This window comes from Nostoc sp. DedQUE07 (assembly GCF_034530975.2).
Classification (GTDB): Bacteria; Cyanobacteriota; Cyanobacteriia; order Cyanobacteriales; family Nostocaceae; genus Nostoc.
In genome coordinates this window covers 17,393-33,837 of sequence record NZ_JAVRCC020000059.1, presented here as the reverse complement: position 1 = coordinate 33,837, position 16,445 = coordinate 17,393, and the positions used below count along the sequence as shown (strand labels likewise).

At 40.7% G+C, this 16,445-nt stretch carries 17 protein-coding genes and 1 tRNA gene; 8 read left to right on the top strand and 10 right to left on the bottom strand.

The window, feature by feature from the left end:
* Window positions 1-10 precede the first annotated feature (10 nt).
* The 4 genes from RMZ95_RS29180 to RMZ95_RS29165 form a co-directional block, all read right to left on the bottom strand.
* Window positions 11-700: a Uma2 family endonuclease gene (locus tag RMZ95_RS29180; RefSeq protein WP_322684048.1), complete on the bottom strand. Its 690-nt coding sequence runs from the start codon at window positions 698-700 to the stop codon at window positions 11-13.
* Window positions 701-878: 178 nt separating this feature from the next.
* Window positions 879-951: transfer RNA gene (locus tag RMZ95_RS29175), tRNA-Phe, on the bottom strand.
* Window positions 952-1,025: 74 nt separating this feature from the next.
* Window positions 1,026-1,907 (bottom strand): metal ABC transporter permease, encoded by an 882-nt coding sequence (locus RMZ95_RS29170; protein ID WP_322684049.1) that lies wholly within the window; start codon window positions 1,905-1,907, stop codon window positions 1,026-1,028.
* A 40-nt stretch (window positions 1,908-1,947) separates the two neighbouring features.
* Complete coding sequence (locus RMZ95_RS29165) at window positions 1,948-2,724, bottom strand: metal ABC transporter ATP-binding protein (RefSeq protein ID WP_322684050.1); 777 nt, start codon at window positions 2,722-2,724, stop codon at window positions 1,948-1,950.
* 6 nt (window positions 2,725-2,730) lie between these two features.
* Between RMZ95_RS29165 and RMZ95_RS29160 the strand changes: the two genes are divergently transcribed.
* The gene (locus RMZ95_RS29160) at window positions 2,731-2,937 is read left to right on the top strand and encodes a hypothetical protein (RefSeq protein WP_322684051.1); all 207 of its coding nucleotides are present in this window, start codon (window positions 2,731-2,733) and stop codon (window positions 2,935-2,937) included.
* A 5-nt stretch (window positions 2,938-2,942) separates the two neighbouring features.
* Here the strand turns inward: RMZ95_RS29160 and RMZ95_RS29155 are convergent, their stop codons facing one another.
* Window positions 2,943-3,884, bottom strand: a complete 942-nt coding sequence (locus tag RMZ95_RS29155; protein ID WP_409884070.1) for a metal ABC transporter substrate-binding protein — start codon at window positions 3,882-3,884, stop codon at window positions 2,943-2,945.
* A gap of 403 nt (window positions 3,885-4,287) precedes the next feature.
* Between RMZ95_RS29155 and RMZ95_RS29150 the strand changes: the two genes are divergently transcribed.
* Complete coding sequence (locus RMZ95_RS29150; RefSeq protein WP_322684053.1) at window positions 4,288-5,892, top strand: iron uptake porin; 1,605 nt, start codon at window positions 4,288-4,290, stop codon at window positions 5,890-5,892.
* A gap of 288 nt (window positions 5,893-6,180) precedes the next feature.
* Here RMZ95_RS29150 and RMZ95_RS29145 read toward each other — a convergent pair whose 3' ends face one another.
* Window positions 6,181-6,804, bottom strand: a complete 624-nt coding sequence (locus RMZ95_RS29145) for a TenA family protein (RefSeq protein WP_322684054.1) — start codon at window positions 6,802-6,804, stop codon at window positions 6,181-6,183.
* Window positions 6,805-6,976: 172 nt separating this feature from the next.
* Entirely contained in the window at window positions 6,977-7,747 is a 771-nt protein-coding gene (locus RMZ95_RS29140; RefSeq protein WP_322684055.1) for a pentapeptide repeat-containing protein, read from the bottom strand.
* Between the two features lie 525 nt (window positions 7,748-8,272).
* On the opposite strand from RMZ95_RS29140, the gene RMZ95_RS29135 reads away from it, so the two are divergent.
* Window positions 8,273-8,539, top strand: a complete 267-nt coding sequence (locus RMZ95_RS29135; protein ID WP_322674294.1) for a type II toxin-antitoxin system HicA family toxin — start codon at window positions 8,273-8,275, stop codon at window positions 8,537-8,539.
* Window positions 8,523-8,735 carry a type II toxin-antitoxin system HicB family antitoxin gene (locus tag RMZ95_RS29130; RefSeq protein WP_099103575.1) on the top strand — a complete coding sequence of 71 codons (213 nt, stop codon included), beginning with the start codon at window positions 8,523-8,525 and terminating at the stop codon, window positions 8,733-8,735. The genes RMZ95_RS29135 and RMZ95_RS29130 overlap by 17 nt, the downstream gene beginning before the upstream one ends.
* A 358-nt stretch (window positions 8,736-9,093) precedes the next feature.
* Here the strand turns inward: RMZ95_RS29130 and RMZ95_RS29125 are convergent, their stop codons facing one another.
* Window positions 9,094-10,155, bottom strand: a complete 1,062-nt coding sequence (locus tag RMZ95_RS29125; RefSeq protein ID WP_322684056.1) for an L-histidine N(alpha)-methyltransferase — start codon at window positions 10,153-10,155, stop codon at window positions 9,094-9,096.
* 212 nt (window positions 10,156-10,367) lie between these two features.
* Here RMZ95_RS29125 and RMZ95_RS29120 point away from each other — a divergent pair, with 212 nt between their 5' ends.
* From RMZ95_RS29120 to RMZ95_RS29105, 4 genes are all read left to right on the top strand, one after another.
* On the top strand, window positions 10,368-12,146 hold the full coding sequence (locus tag RMZ95_RS29120) for an ABC transporter ATP-binding protein (protein WP_322684057.1): 1,779 nt from the start codon (window positions 10,368-10,370) through the stop codon (window positions 12,144-12,146).
* Between the two features lie 86 nt (window positions 12,147-12,232).
* Complete coding sequence (locus tag RMZ95_RS29115) at window positions 12,233-14,035, top strand: ABC transporter ATP-binding protein (RefSeq protein WP_322684058.1); 1,803 nt, start codon at window positions 12,233-12,235, stop codon at window positions 14,033-14,035.
* A gap of 41 nt (window positions 14,036-14,076) precedes the next feature.
* Window positions 14,077-14,331, top strand: coding sequence for a TIGR03643 family protein (locus RMZ95_RS29110; RefSeq protein WP_322684059.1), 255 nt, complete (start codon window positions 14,077-14,079; stop codon window positions 14,329-14,331).
* 211 nt (window positions 14,332-14,542) lie between these two features.
* Window positions 14,543-15,076: a dihydrofolate reductase family protein gene (locus RMZ95_RS29105; RefSeq protein WP_322674299.1), complete on the top strand. Its 534-nt coding sequence runs from the start codon at window positions 14,543-14,545 to the stop codon at window positions 15,074-15,076.
* Between the two features lie 82 nt (window positions 15,077-15,158).
* On the opposite strand, the gene trxA is transcribed toward RMZ95_RS29105, so the two are convergent.
* Both trxA and RMZ95_RS29095 read right to left on the bottom strand, forming a co-directional pair.
* Window positions 15,159-15,497 (bottom strand): thioredoxin, encoded by a 339-nt coding sequence (gene trxA, locus RMZ95_RS29100; RefSeq protein WP_322674300.1) that lies wholly within the window; start codon window positions 15,495-15,497, stop codon window positions 15,159-15,161.
* A gap of 228 nt (window positions 15,498-15,725) precedes the next feature.
* Complete coding sequence (locus RMZ95_RS29095) at window positions 15,726-16,037, bottom strand: hypothetical protein (protein ID WP_322684155.1); 312 nt, start codon at window positions 16,035-16,037, stop codon at window positions 15,726-15,728.
* Window positions 16,038-16,445: the final 408 nt, after the last annotated feature.

The following is a 16,445-nucleotide window of genomic DNA, read 5'->3' as shown; positions in this document are numbered from 1 at the left end:
CAAACCTAATTTACGGATTGCTGGGTAAATTATCGGGGTCAATACCAAGAGAACGTAAATGCTGTGCAAACTTTTCTGCTTTTTCTTCTGCCGTTAAATACCGATTTCCTTGTTCGTCATACCAAGATAGAAATTCCTGACCAATTCCACCAATAACACCTTGATGTCGTCCAATTCCTAAACCAACCTCTGGCATCCAATGAGGTTCGCCAATTTGTAATTGATAATTTTTCTCTACCAATTTGTAAATTTCAAATGGTTGGTGTCGATCGCGTTGCCAATATTCGGGGTTGTAAATAATGTAGTAAAGTACGCCAAGTTTCCGATAAATTTCTAACTTTTCGTCGTATTCACTTCCTGGGAAATGGGATACCATCTCCAATGTTAGTATCGGTACTACCTCATTTTCTTCCCAGACAGCGTAACTTCTACGCGATTTACCACCTTTTTTGCGATCGACTCCCAAACTCAGAAACCCATCTGGTACTATGGGAACTCTCGCATTAGCCCCTGTCGTGTGGTAGATTGCCATGTCTACGCCAAAAAACCAATCGGTGCGCGTTGCCCAAATCGAGGTTAATAGGAACAGTAGAATGTTGGGCAGAAAATTTTGATCCTCATTATCCACAGGTATATCGTCCGAGCAGGCTAGTTCGTCAGTGCTTGGAAGCCCAACGACTTTAAGGTTTTCTGACAGCATGACTATTACCGCGGTGGCTTCGGTTTCTTTGATTATCTTTGATTATAGGTAAATTCAACTTGCTAAGGGTGTAGGGAAGGAACGCATTCTAATAGCGTTCTCCACCCCAGCTAAAAACAACTTGCAGGCAACTCTTTTGCTTATGCAATATGTCAGAAGTGTTTTTCTCTGAAACTGATGCCAGGAACCGGACTTGAACCGGTGACACGAGGATTTTCAGTCCTCTGCTCTACCAACTGAGCTATCCCGGCTGGGGCTTTTGTGAGCCACGATTAATCAATGTAGCAAAGATAAAAGAATATAGCAAGTCTTTGGAGAAAAATAGTTAGGCAGCTTTCAAACTGAACTTAAACCAGATGAAAACGGCTACAAATAGGAGAAACTGGACAAGAACAATACTTGGCCCAGAAGCAAGGTTGAAAAGACCTGAGACAACGATGCCAGCAATGCTGCTGATGGAACCAACTATTACCGACATGACTAGAAAGCGGCTAAAGTGGTGACTCATCAGTTTGGCGGTGGAGGCGGGAATGACCAAAAAGGCGTTCACCAGTAAAACACCAACAGCTTTAATCGCCACAGCAACGGCGAGTGAAAGCAAGACCACAAAAGCGTAGCGGTACAATTGAACGGGAACGCCTTGAACTTGGGCGACATCGGGGTTAAGGGTCAATAAAATTTGCTGTCGCAGAGTTGATAGTAAAAATATGCTTCCTCCCACAAGGACTAGCAGCGTCAAAATCAAATCTGTGGTGTCGATCGCTAGAATATCCCCGAACAGTACAGCCATCAAGTTGCCACGATATCCTTTAATTTGGCTCGTGAGAATTAAACCGATCGCTAATGCCCCAGATAGCACGATGCTAAGTATGCTATCGCTAGCTAAGTCGGTTTTGTCGATGAAGTAGAGGACAATAACCCCAAAAACTAAGGTAAAAGGTAATAGCATCCAAGTAGGATTTATTTGTAGCAGCACACCTAACGCCACACCTACTAATGCTGCATGACCAACCGCGTGGCTGAAAAATGACAACTGGCGCAAGGTGACAAAACTACCCAACATCCCGCCAAGTATTCCCATCAAGGCAGCACCCATAAACGCACGCTGTATCGAGGCAAGTTGTAACAACTCTAGCAAGTCATTACTACTAGCGATCGCAAGCCAAGTTATCTGACAATCATTGAATAAATTTATAATTACTGGCATAATTCATTCTTTAATTACGAATTACGAATTACGAATTCTTTTAATGTTGGTGCTGGTAGCGGCTGAAACCTGGGCCATAGGTTGCTAACAGGTTTTGCGGTGAAAGGGCAATTTCTGGCTTACCAGTACAAACAATGCTTTGGTTTAAGCAAAGCACGCGATCGCAATGCCGATTTACCATATCAATATCGTGAGAAACTTGTAATACTGTCCAACCTTCCTCTCGCTTTAATTCATTTAACAAAGCGTAAAAATCTGCTGCACCTTGTACATCAACACCAGCAAAAGCTTCATCCAGTACCAAGAGTTTCCGAGGCATTACCAAACAATAAGCCAATAAAACCCGCTTCAGTTGACCGCCACTAAGAGTACCAATAGCTTGATGCTGTAAATGATAAGCATCAGTTCGCCGTAAAGCTTCTGTTACTGCTGCCGATTTTTCTCGGTCTTGTTTCCACAGCTTGGAGAAAAATGAATTCTTTTTTTTCCCTTCCTTAGTCCATCCCAGTCCCACCAATTCGCTGACAGTAATGGGAAAGCTGCGGTCAAAAATAAAGTTTTGTGGCATATAGCCCAACGTGTGGCGTAAATGCCCCAATCTGGAAATTGGACGACCTAATATTTCAATCGTCCCAGCACTTCGAGGTATCAAATCTAAAACCGCTTTTACCAAGGTACTTTTACCAGCACCATTGGGGCCAACAATGGCTGTATCTGTTCCTGGTAATAATTCAAAGGAAACATCTCGAACAGCTAGATAGCTGCCTTGATAAACAGTTAATCCTTCTACTTTCAAAATAGGAATGTCATTAGTCATTGGTTATTGGTCATTGGTCATTGGTTATTGGTCATTGGTCATTGGTCATTGGTCATTGGTCATTGGGCATTAGTCATTGGGCATTGGGCATTGGGCATTGGGCATTGGGCATTGGGCATTGGTTATTGGTCATTAGTCATTGGTTTATGCTTAGTAACTTTAAATAAAAGACAAAGGACAAATGACAAAGGACAACTGACAAATGACAAATGACAAATCTATTTACATGATGTTTCCAAAGTTTGCAAATTAGCTTTCATTGCCTTGAAATAATGCTGCGGATCTGTTTCTCCAGTTTCTAGAGAATCCAGAGTACGCAAATTTAATTTCAAGTCTTTAGAGAGGCTGTTGAGCAGTTTATTATCTACTCCTGGTTCGCTAAATAAAGCTTTAACTTTGTATTTTTTCACAGCGCTGACGGCATTTTGGACATCTGTTGGTGAAAGTTGATCTTCAGGAATTTGCACCACAGCAACTTGCTTGAGGTTATAGCGTTTAGCTAAATATGGAAATGCATCATGAAAGGTAATAAAGGTGCAAGTGGGATTTTTCTGTAAAGTCTGCTGAAATTCACTGTTTAAACTTTCTAATTCTTTAATATAAGCTGTAGCATTTGCTTCGTAAGTAGCTTTGTTCCTCGGATCGGCAGTAATTAATCCGTCTCGAATATTTGTTACCTGCTGTTTTGCTAAAACTGGATCTAACCAAACGTGAGGATTACCTTGACTATGTTCGTGGTCTTTTTCATCTGACGTAGTTTTTACAACAGGTGAAATTGCATTTAAGGGTTTAATACCAATACTTGCATCAATTTCAGTTAATTTGGGATTTTGGGCATTTTTGACAGTACCTTCCAAAAATTCCTCTAAGCCTAAACCATTTTTCACTAACACCTTAGCAGTAGCGATCGCTTTGACATTTCCTGGTGTCGCTTGGTATTCATGTACCTCCGTACCAGGTGGTACTAGAATTTCTACATCTGCGACATCCCCAGCTACTGCCTTAGTAAACAAATATATCGGCAAAAATGTCGCTACTATTTTAGTTTTTCCCGGCTGCGCCTGTGGGATAGAAGCAGCTTCTTGTGCTTGTGGTAACTGTTCGGAAGTTGTTCCCTGATTTGGATTCGATTGGCTACACCCAGTAGCCATCGACAACATTAGCAGAGCAATTATAGGCAAGATGCCGCTTCTTTGCCTACCTGTTCTAATTTCTCTGCAATTCACTATCACGATATTTCTCCTCAAAACGGATGCTTGCTCTACCTTTGTCATCATCGCTATTGACAATGGCAAGTATTCTAAACTTTATACTATAATAATTCTCATTCTCATTTTAAGTACATAATATCATTCTGAGTTTGCTGTGTAATGAGTAACAACAAAACTTTTTCAGACGGTACAGCCCTCTGCAATTTAGTTTTCCCTAAATAATTAGGATTTCTTGACTTTTTTATTAAAAAGGTTGCTTACTTCTGATAAGATTGCTGACAAATATTCTCATAAAATACCCATTAAAAAAACGTGGTTTGGGTGTGAATTGGAGATCAGTGTGAGGAGAAAAATGCAAAAATTCTGGAAATATCTGCTAGTTAGTCCAGCAGTCTGCGGTGTCATGCTATTTGTTAATACTGCTACATTTGCAGGTGAAACTTCTAGTATGTCTGAAATCAATCAAGTGCAAGTTTTAGCTAATCCAGACACAAAAGTTCAGACAAAAGCGCAAGTTACCTCCGTGTCTCAATTTTCTGATGTACAACCAACCGACTGGGCATTTCAAGCATTGCAATCCTTGGTTGAGCGCTATGGCTGTATTGCAGGATACCCAAATAGCACTTATCGCGGTAATCGGGCATTAACGCGATATGAGTTTGCTGCTGGTTTGAATGCTTGTCTCGATCGCGTTAACGAACTTATTGCTACAGCCACTGGCGATTTAGTTAACAAACAAGATTTAGCCACATTACAAAAGTTGCAAGAAGATTTTTCCGCCGAACTGGCGACACTCCGAGGTCGTGTGGATACAGTAGAAGCGCGAACTGCTGAATTAGAGGCGAATCAATTCTCAACTACAACTAAATTGCAAGGACAAGTTGTTGCAGTTGTTAGCGATGTGTTGTCAGGAAATACAGTCAACGGTGCGGAAATTACAGATAAGAATACAACTTTAGGGTTACGGGCGCGGATAGAATTAGTAACCAGTTTCACAGGGAAAGATACGCTGTTCACCAGAATCCAGGCTAATAATATTCTCGGCCCTAATATTGGTACGCCAGAGGGTAACTTATTTTTTACTGGCGAGGATGGTACTACTGATGCTGCGATAGATGCACTGTTTTACAGATTTCCCTTGGGCGAAAAAACAGAGGTTGTTGCTATTGCTAATGCAGGTGCAGCAGACGACCTTACCACTACTGTGAATCTCTTTGATGGTGATGGTGCTTTTGGTGCTTTGTCCACCTTTGGTACGCGTAACCCAATTTATAACCAAATAAATGGTGCGGGGTTGGGAGTAACGCACGAGTTCAATGATAAATTAGCACTAAGTCTAGGGTATTTGAGTGGTACAGCTAATGACCCTACACCCAATAATGGTTTGTTCAATGGTTCTTACGGTGCGTTGGCACAGTTGACAGTTAAACCAAGCGATCGCATTTCTATCGGTTTAACTTACATCAATTCCTACAATCAACCACTACTCACAGGTAGTAATGCCGCCACTTTCCAGGATATAGCAGCTATCCAGGGTTTACCAGAAGATCAAGTGGGTTTTTCCAGTAATTCTTACGGCGTCCAAGCATCCATTGGCATTACTGATAATATCGTCTTGGGTGGTTGGGCTGGATACACCAACAGCCAAAGCTTGAGAGGAACCCGTGGAGACGTTGATATTTGGAACTATGCTGTCACCTTAGGCTTCCCTGACCTCGGTAAAAAAGGTAATTTAGCAGGTATCATCGCTGGTGTGGAGCCGAAAGTGACAAGTTCTGACATCGCAGGGTTGGATAGCGATCCTGATACATCCTATCATCTTGAGGCGTTCTACCAGTATAAGCTGAGTGACAATATCACCATTACTCCTGGAGTCATCTGGTTAACATCTCCAGATCATAACGACGCTAATGATGATGTTGTTATTGGTGCATTGAGAACCACATTCAGTTTCTAATTTTTTAAAATCTTAAAAGAAGACGCAAAAGATAAATTTGCGTCTTTTTTTGTGTATAGGTTTAAAAATAGAACTTAGCATTTTTACCCAGCTTGATATAGCAAGGGACTGGGGACTGGTGACACTTCGACAAGCTCAGTGCATCGCTGGGGATTGGGTGAAAAGTCTTGTTGTGTCTAAGTTTTATCATCTGTTAATGTCCTAACCACCAAGGCTTGTGCTATATCTGAAAACAACGCGAGTTTGACAGTTAGGAAAAGTCAAAAAAGTTGCTCGATATGAATTTGCTTAATTGAACATCCACGCAGCTTGAAAAAAGTCGCGTTCGCAAAACATCGCATAACGATAAGTTGAATGCACAACAGAGTTGGTAGCGGCATAATTGTCAACCAAATTTTCTAATTGTTGTGTTAGTGGTTGAAAATCTGCACTGCTATAAGTATGAATCCAGTCTGCATATTGATGATCGGGAATACCGTTACAAGCCAATTTTTCTCCTAAAAAGGCATACAAACGCATACAGGGAGACATCGCCGCCGCAGTTAAACCTACATCTTTGCTCCAAGCAGTTGCTAACAAAAAATCAGTATAGCGGCGGGTGGCAGATGCCGGTTCTACAGCATACAAATTGACTCCCCACTCAGAAGCATAACTACTATGCAGCCGTAGTTCTTCTAAAACTCCACTAGCTAAATTATGAAATGTGGTGAAACCTAACCAGTCTGGTGCTTTAGCTGCGGCGATACTGTAGGCACGGGCAAAAGCTTCTAAGAAAAAAGCATCTTGCCCTACGTAGTAAGCAAATTTAGCTCGATCAAGAGTACCATCGCCAATACCTTGAACAAAAGGATGCTCTAAGCAAGCTTGGGCTAAGTCTTGATTTGCTGCCCATAATTCGTTAGATAAAGTCATTTGTTATTTGTTATTTGTCATTTGTCATTTGTCATTTGTACTGCCCTTCAACTACGCTCAGGAACCGCGAACGCGAATAGCGTCTCGTAGAGAAGCCGTAAAGCCTGCGGCATAGCTTCGCTTAAGGCGCAGCGTCTCGTAGAGAAGTATTTGTTAACTGTTATTATCTCTTTTAAAAAGGGAAGAACTGAAGCAAGACTGAGCCAATACTTCCCAAAAAGTCAACGAAGTTGGGCTTACCAGTACTTACCTTCTCATTGACGGGTGTTTGCAGTTCTTTGATAAAAGTTTGGGCTGTTAGGGTTCCAGTGCTGTTGTTTTGGGATGTAAACAATTTTTGTGCAACTTGAGCATCTTGGAATGCACCTTGTCTATCTAGTATTTGGTAACGGGCGACACCACGAGCTAGATAAGCATCCGCATATTCTGGTTTAATTGCGATCGCTTGATTAAAATAACTGATTGCTTGCTGTTGGTTGCCTTTTTGCCCTTCTGCTACACCCAGAGCATAAAAATCTGCTGGTGAAGCAATTTGTGATGGTATCGCAACTGCACCTTGAAAGTTAGTCCCATTCAAGTAAGCGCCAGTTAGTTCTGCATTTGCTAAATAAGTATTTCTCAAATCAGCACCCGTCAAATTTGCCCCATTAAATTTAGCTTCGCTCAGGTTAACGCCAAATAAACTCGCGCCACTTAAGTTTGCACCCCGCAAATCTGCACCGCTCAAGTTTGCACGGCTGAGGTTAGCACCTGTGAGATTAGCACCGCTCAAATTGGCTCCAGATAAGTCAGCCATCACTAAACCTGCACTCGTCAAATCACAGTTTTGACATTGTTTGGTTGCTAATAACTGTTTAACATGTTCAGAATTAGCCGCTTGTACGGTCGTTGTCAAACTAATCGTGGTTAAAAATGCAACTGCACTTAGAAGTTTATTTTTCATTTTTATGTAATATTTTTTACTTAGTAGCAGTATGAACTGAGATGGATTTATACCTCAGCATTATGATATGAGCAATCTCAATAATTTGTCCTCTGTAGTTGCCTACATCACTTATAAATTGGTGATACCTTTCCTGTGGAACCTTACGCTAAAGGATTATAGAAAAGTCAGAAAAGTATAAATTGAGCCGATATTAAGATTGATAACCCCAGTAACAAGGGTAAATGAGCATCATTCGTCAAGATAAATGATACACTTTACTAGAGGCGAAACTGATGTTACAAAATTAAACTCACTGCAAAATATCGCTTCAAAGAAATTATCTGTAACATCCAAATAATTAGTATTTTTTAAAATCAAGTCAATTAGTAGAACAGTATCCAAGCCTAAAGTTTGCCCTATAACTGGACTAGTCATTGTCATCAGGGATGCTTTAACTCAAGAGCAAAATGATAGATTTGCTTTTGGATACCCTGATTTTAAATAAATATGAGACTATAGAAACATTAAGGCAGTCAGAAAAACGTGAGTCAGCAAGACAAACTCTTAGACAAAATTATCTCTGGGACTTCTGATACAGATATCCCCTTCGCCCAACTGTGGCAACTTTTATATACACTAGGCTTTGAAGAACGGATTCGTGGCGATCATCGTATTTTTGTCAAAGCCGATGTTGAGGAGATATTGAACCTGCAACATAAAAAAGGAAAAGCCAAAAGTTATCAAATTAAACAAGTTCGGGCAGTGATTCTCAAATATAAGCTAGGAAGTAAAAATGATGTTTCGGTATGAAATTATTCTCTACTGGAGTGAATTAGATCGAGCTTTTATTGCTGAAGTTCCAGAGTTATCAGGCTGTGCTGCTGATGGTGATACTTATCAAGAAGCACTGCATAATGTAGAATTAGTTGTGCAGGAATGGATAGAAACTGCTAAAGATTTGGGGCGTCCAGTTCCTGAGCCTAGACCACGTTTGATGTATATTTAATTGATACGCAAACCAAGTTAAACTGATTTTTTAGCACCATCAGAAATATTTAATACCACATTAGATACGGTTCGGAAAAATTTTCGCTAAAAGACCTAAAAATTTCTACTGGCTGCCATTATAGTATCTAAGTTATAGCGATTCTCATTTGAATGGGTACATAGTATTGCCCATTATTGTCAACTTCAGATCAAATGCTTGTACCACAAGTCGAATTACCCCCCTTAATTCCCCCGATATATTGGGGGTAAACAAGAAAATCCGGTTCCCTCCCCTTTATAAGGGGAGGGTTAGGGTGGGGTAAAAGAATATTTGATACATTAATCATAACTTTTCAAACATTCTTTAAGTGAAAAACTTAGTTACTGGCAACCTTACAAATTACCATAATATGTGATTTGTATTTGTTAGTAGTATAGTGAATAAGTTGTAGTCCAGAACGTTCTAGCTCTTGCAATAGTTTAGGTATTTCATACTTGTGATGTCGCCAAATAGTAATCTCTTCACCTTTAGAGATTTCAATATTTTTATCTATACCCATGCGACTAAAATTTATAGTGTAATCATGACATAGTTTCAGATTAGCAACAATACTATCTGTTTTGAAATCGTATTTTCTCACTAGTTCGCAATCTTCAGATTTTATCCCAATCTTCTTTTTAACCCATCCATATATTTCTTCTACGTGATACTTGCAGCCACCTCTAACTATTCCATCCCATGTAGAGTTAGAACCAGTTTCGTTAGTAAATACTAAAAGATCATTTTTTCCCATGCTATCTCTAAAGTTTTTGAACACCTCATCTCTATTTTGATGATTTCCAATGGTAACACCTAAGTGTAAAAATATTTTTGCTGTGTCGTCAATTTCAAGGCTAGCTTGATTTTGGAATAAAATTTTGGGTACACAACTACTTTCTATGTCAATTGTGGAACTGAGAAAATCGATTAATGGAAACCATTTTTTGAAATTACTTTTGGAGACATGAAGCAATTCTTCGCTAATATCTAAGGCAATATATTTATTAACTTTTCCTAGTTTGTTTAGTTTGCAAATAAATTTTTTAACTGGATAGGAATTACCTGCACCAACGTCTATAATATTTACTCTATTGCCAGCTTTTATATTACCATTTAGGTATTTAAAATTATCTTTTAAAAGGTCAATTTCTACATTTGCTCTTCCATACCATCTAGGAATAGCGTGTTTCAAATAAAAATCGTTCCAAATTTTTGCACCTCTCCCTTTATAAGAATACTTGAGAGGAATTTCTCGTCTGACTTCTAATGCATGAATTATCTCTGAAACTTCTTCTTCAGAAAAAAGAGAGTAGAACTCAGAACTTGGCTTTGCTGTGCGACTGATAGCAGGTGAAATATCACAGGGAAGTTGGGAATTACGATGAAAATTTTGAGCCATTATTCTTGTTCTTTGGTTTTCTTCGGTCTGGAAATTGATTAGCCGCAATGCTTGCTAAAAATGTATTCTCCCATGCCACTGTCCCAAAACTCGGAATTTGCACCACAAACAAGAGAGGTACTCTATATTTCACATTCGCCACTATCAAATGGTCAATTGTTTTTTTACAATCAAAGTACGATAATTTTCCAATGATACAGGGGTAAATACCATTGGTTCAGCAACCAGAACTCCAGGAAACTTCGTCGATAAAGGCAACCCAGCGCGTACTTAAAAGTTTAAGCACTTACCGATGGACTTCGCTTGGAGCATTGGTCAGCCTGTTGCTGTTGACGATCGCCAACGCACTCACTCCACAACTATTTCGGTGGGGAATTGATGAGGGAATCGCGCCAAAAAATCTCCAAATTGTGCTATATAGCGCCGCCTGGATGGTAGTCGCGGCGATCGCTCGTGGTGTATTTAACTTTGGACAAAGCTATTTAGCAGAAGCAGCATCTCAGGGTGTTGCTTATGACCTGCGAAACAAAATTTTCAGCAAAATTCAAAATCTCAGTTTTAGCTTTCATGACCAGGCGCAGACTTCCCAACTACTAACCCGTGTCACCAGCGACATTGAACAAATTCGTACCTTTGTTGGTACTAGTTTAATTCAGGTCGTCAGTTCAGTTGTGACATTGGTGAGTATTTCGGTGGTTTTGCTGGTGATGAACTGGCAATTAGCACTGATTAGCCTAACAGCAGTGCCGATAACCGCATGGTTAATGGCACGATTCGTCAGCCGAAATAACAAACTTTTTCGGCAAGTACAAGAGCAACTGAGCAACCTCAATGCTATATTGCAAGAGAACTTGCTAGGAATTCGTGTAGTAAAAGCCTTTGTGCGGGAGTCAACCGAAAGGTCGCGTTACACAACTCTCAATGATGGCCTAGTCAAGGCAAACATGAAGACCATTAGCGCCATCCGCGATACCTTCCCCTTGATATTCTTGCTGAGTAATTTGGTAACACTGGCAGTTTTCGGCTACGGGGGAGCGCAGGTGATTGGGCGCAGATTTTCCATTGGCGAACTGGTGGCGTTTAACTCCTACCTAGCGTTGATTCTCCAACCGATTTTGTTGATTGGATTTGCCGCACCCGCGATCGCTCAAGCAGCTGCTTCCGCCGAACGTGTCTACGAAGTTGTGGATGCAGAGGTAGAAATTCGCGATCGCCCCGGTGCTGTCCCCTTTGACATCTGTGGTGGTAGAATTACCTTTGAAAATGTTTCCTTTCGCTATCCCGGAGCGACAACCGAAACTCTCAAAGAAGTATCCTTTGAAACCAAGCCTAACGAGCTAATCGCCGTTCTCGGAATGACTGGTTCGGGAAAAAGCACAATCATGAACCTGATTCCTCGCTTTTACGATGTCACCAAGGGAGCAGTTCGCATTGACGGACGAGATATAAAAAGTTTCACACTCAAAAGTCTCAGATCGCATATTGGTATTGTTTTTCAGGAAACCACCCTCTTCTCTGGCACAATCCGCGAAAATATTGCCTACGCCAAACCCGATGCTACCTTAGAGCAAGTGATTGAAGTTGCAAAAACCGCCCAAATGCACGATTTTATTAGCGGTTTACCCGATGGCTACGAGACAATTGTGGGCGAACGGGGCGTAGGCTTATCTGGTGGACAAAAGCAGCGAATTGCGATCGCTCGTACCTTACTAACCGATTACAGCATTCTGATACTTGACGATAGTACCTCGGCTATAGATGCCAAAACTGCTGCCCAAATTCAAGCCGAACTAGATGGTTTAATGCGCCAAAAAGCTTGTACAACCTTTGTAGTAGCTCAACGTATTAGCACCGTTAAAAATGCCGATCGCATTTTTCTCATGGATAAAGGACGATTGGTAGCACAAGGCACTCACGAAGAATTGATGCAAACCAGTCCACTCTACGGTGTAATTTTGGAATCTCAGGTAAAGCCGAAGGAGAAAAAATGATCTCCAATTAGCATCATTAATTTTGCTTACAGCCTTGTAATCAAGACTTTTAATCTAAAATCCAAAATCTAAAATCCAAAATTTTTATGAGAGGCACTATTCCCGTTGTTGCATCTGAGGAAAACGCGAGTCAGCAATTTTCCACCCTGCGGCGCTTTTTACAATACGTGCTACTTTATCGCAAAGAAATTCCCATCGCCCTGACATTAGTATTAATTGGTGCTATAACTCAGGCGGTTGGGCCATTCTTTCTCGGCTGGTCGATCGATCATCTGATTGCACAAGGTAATTTGCAAGGACTGCTGCTGTTGTTAGGGCTACTAGGGCTGAACTACGGACTTGGTGTCTTAGCAATTCGGGGTCAAATTATTCGAGTCGGCTGGATTATGCAGCGATTGCTGGCTCAACTAAGACAAGATATTTTCATTAAAATCCAAAGTCTGCCACTCAGCTTTTTCGATCGCAGCGAAGCAGGCGATTTAATGAGTCGCTTGCTGAATGATGTCAACACCGTGAATCAAGCATTTGGACTGACAATCGCCCAAATGCTGGGCAATACTTTCAGTTTGGTGGGCATTGTAATTGCCATGCTCTCAATCAACCTGCGACTTGGTTTATTGAGCAATCTGGTTGTGCCACTGATGATTTTTACCACAAGCTTATTTGCACGTTGGGCAAGAGCCAGATTTCGCGTTACCCGACAAACCATTGGGGAACTTTCCGCCAAGTTAGAAGAAGATATTGGCAGCGTGCGAGAAGCGCAAGCATTTAATCGCGTACAGATGAATATCAAAGAATTCGACGTTCTTAACGCCGCCAATAGAGATGCCAACGTTGAGGCTGTGGCAATTACTTCCGCCTTTTTACCCTCGATCGATTTTCTCAACACATTAGCAACGGCAGGCGTACTAGCCTATGGCGGTTATCTAGCGGTAACAGGAGCTGCAACAGTGGGTGTAGTCACATCCTTTTTACTTTACGTCCAGCAGTTCTTCCGCCCGATCCAAATTCTCAGCCAGTTTTATACTCAAGCTCAATCTGCTTTTGCCGGATTAGAGCGAATATTTCTATTATTAGATGAACCGTCAGAACTCAAAGATGCACCCGATGCCATAGAAATGCCGCCTATTCAAGGTGAGGTGACATTCTCAAATGTCAAATTTGGCTATAACCCGGATCGACTGGTTCTTAAAGGAGTGAATTTACACGCCTATCCAGGACAGATGGTTGCATTAGTCGGGCCAACCGGTTCGGGAAAAAGTACAATTATTAACTTGATTTTGCGCTTCTATGATGTATCAAGCGGTGCAGTGAAAATTGACGGTCTTGATGTGCGTAGCGTGACTCAAGCGAGTCTGCGCCGTCAAATTGGCATCGTTCTACAAGATAATATTTTATTCACCGGTACCGTCGCCGAAAATATAGCTTTTGGCGCTCCTTACGCCAGCCAAGCTGATATCGAAGCGGCTGCACAACTGGCAAATGTGCATGAGTTCATTACCTCACTACCACAGGGTTATACAACTCAATTGGGGGAACGGGGAGCGCCTCTGAGCCAAGGACAGCGACAACTAATCAGTATTGCTCGGGCGGTATTAATTAATCCCCGAATTCTGATTCTGGATGAAGCCACTAGCAGCATCGATACCCGCACAGAAGCACTAGTACAAAGTGCGATCGCTCGATTACTCCAAGGTCGTACTAGTTTCGTAATTGCCCACCGTCTCAGTACAGTTACTCAAGCAGATCGGGTATTAGTAATTCAGCAGGGAGAAATTGTCGAACAGGGTACTCACGCCGAACTCATTAATCAGCAGGGTGTTTATGCCAACCTATATGCCCTGCAACTGGGTGCAGCAGACACAATGGTTCTTGAAAACCAAAAGTAAAATAAATATATAGCTAGAATTTATCAATTACCAGCAGAAGAATGAAGTTACCTAACCTTGATTCACAAAGCATCGATCGCATCATTGAAATGGCATGGGAAGACAGAACATCTTTTGATGCTATTGAGGCTCAGTTTGGGCTATTGGAAAAAGAGGTAATCACCCTAATGAGGCGCGAAATGAAAGAATCTAGTTTTAAGATGTGGCGAAAGCGAGTCACCAAACGCAATACAAAGCATTTATCTCAGCGAGAATTTATTGCAGGCCGGTTTAAATCGCATAATCAAAAAACCTAAATAATTGGGTAAGCGTAGGCGTAGCCCGCACTTCTCTACGAGACGCTCCGCGAACGACTTGGCTCAGTGACCATCGTAGACATCACTCTTTTGCGATCGGAACCACCAAGGGCTAAAATGCTGTAGAAGAAATAAGGCTGCGATCGCGCTTCGCGTTGCCACAGGCATCGCTTGGACTCATTGAGTGAAAACTACCAAAGAGAGAAGCACAATGACGAAAGTTACACTCTACATTGCAGCTAGTTTGGATGGCTACATTGCTCGCAGCGATGGCAAAATTGAGTGGCTATCAATCCTTGATATAGAAGGTGAAGACTACGGTTACACTGATTTTTACAAATCGATTGATGCGATCGCCTTGGGTAGCAAAACCTATGAAGTAGGGCTGGGTTTCGATCGATGGCCTTATCCAGAAAAAAAATCTTTCGTATTCACCCAGCGTAATTTCCAATCCGATCGTGAGGACGTTGTATTTGTTTCTGACCCAGTAAAACAGGCGTTAGCAGATATAGAGGCTCAAGGTTTTAAAAATATCTGGCTAGTTGGTGGCGGAAAATTAATCAATTCGTTTCTTCAGCACAGCTTGATTGACGAATATATTATTTCAACGATTCCAACTATCTTAGGTGGCGGTATACATCTTTTTCCACCACCTACCCCTGAAGTAAAATTGGAGCTGATTAACTCACAACAATATCCAAGTGGTTTACTTCAAGCACATTATAGGCGAAAAGTAAATGGTTAAAATAATTCGTAATCCTTAACGATCTTCTCTACGAATTACGTTAGCGCAGCGTTAGCGACGCAGGAGCGTCATTACGAATTAGCTAAACAAGCTTCTGAACAGCGTTGCTAAAGTCTTCGTAAGGAGAAACCCCTACTATAGTTTCTGCTAAAATACCATCTTTGAAAATTAAAACTGCTGGAATACTGCGAAGACCGAATTTTTTGAAAATGGGCTTATTCCTGTCAACGTCTACCTTGACTACTTTAGCGCGACCTTTATATTCTTCGGCAAGTTGATCCATTAACGGACTGACTAGGCGACAGGGGCCACACCAAGTAGCAGTAAAATCAACAACAACAACTTTCTCTTCACTTCCATTTAAAACAACATCAAATTCACTTTCTTCAACGTAAGTAACTATGTCAGTATCAGTAGACATTTTTTAATTCCTTAGTGGCAAACTAAAATTTCAGCAAAAAACTAACTATACAAACTATACTCCCTTCTGAGTGCCAGATTTATTAGTTACCTACATTCATGGGAAAACTCCCGCAGATGATTTTTGCTGACGAGGGTATATTTAATTACTTATAATCTTTTTACGTAGGGTGCGATCGCATAACGCACATTACTATCTAAAAACCCATACCTTCAAGGCGTAGAAGCGTCAACAGTCATCCTGCTGGCCAAATAATTCTAACAACCCAATTGTGCCGACAAAAAAAGTATAAGTAGCATATTTTATTGGTATCTTTTGTCTTGAAGGTGCATAAAAAGCTGCTATAATACTTTCAATAAAATGGCATATCATCGCAAAACGCTCAATCCAAAAAATTGGATTAAGGCTGCTTGGTACATGAATGTTAGTTATTACTGCATAAATATTCCACGATTCCAATCCAATTGCGCTTGTTATCAGCGCTGTAGATATAATTTTTATAAAGATATAAATCTTTTTCTTGATAAACTTTAAGTCCATACTGCCCAAAATAATATTTAACATATCTACAATACTTGGAAAATTAACCAAAAAGTTAATATGTGTTGTCTAAAAATTTGCCTTAAGCCAACCAATTTTATTTTATAATTTTCATTTTTACAAAAGTCTATAAAAATATAAATATGCTAGAGGTAAATTAGCACAGCTAGCTATATGCCCTCACGATGATAACCTCTATATTAGTAACTTACAAAAAAGAAATTATCCCAAATTATTCGTACATTTGTATTATAGTCCCACATTTGGGCATCCCTAAGATAAGATGTTTTTTAACTGGAAGTACCTGAAGTCAATATTCCCAAAATTTTGAGAAGAGAACAGATTAAAAACTATGAACGATCGAGATTAAATCGCCAGATATTTAAAAAATGACAAAAGTGTGGAATA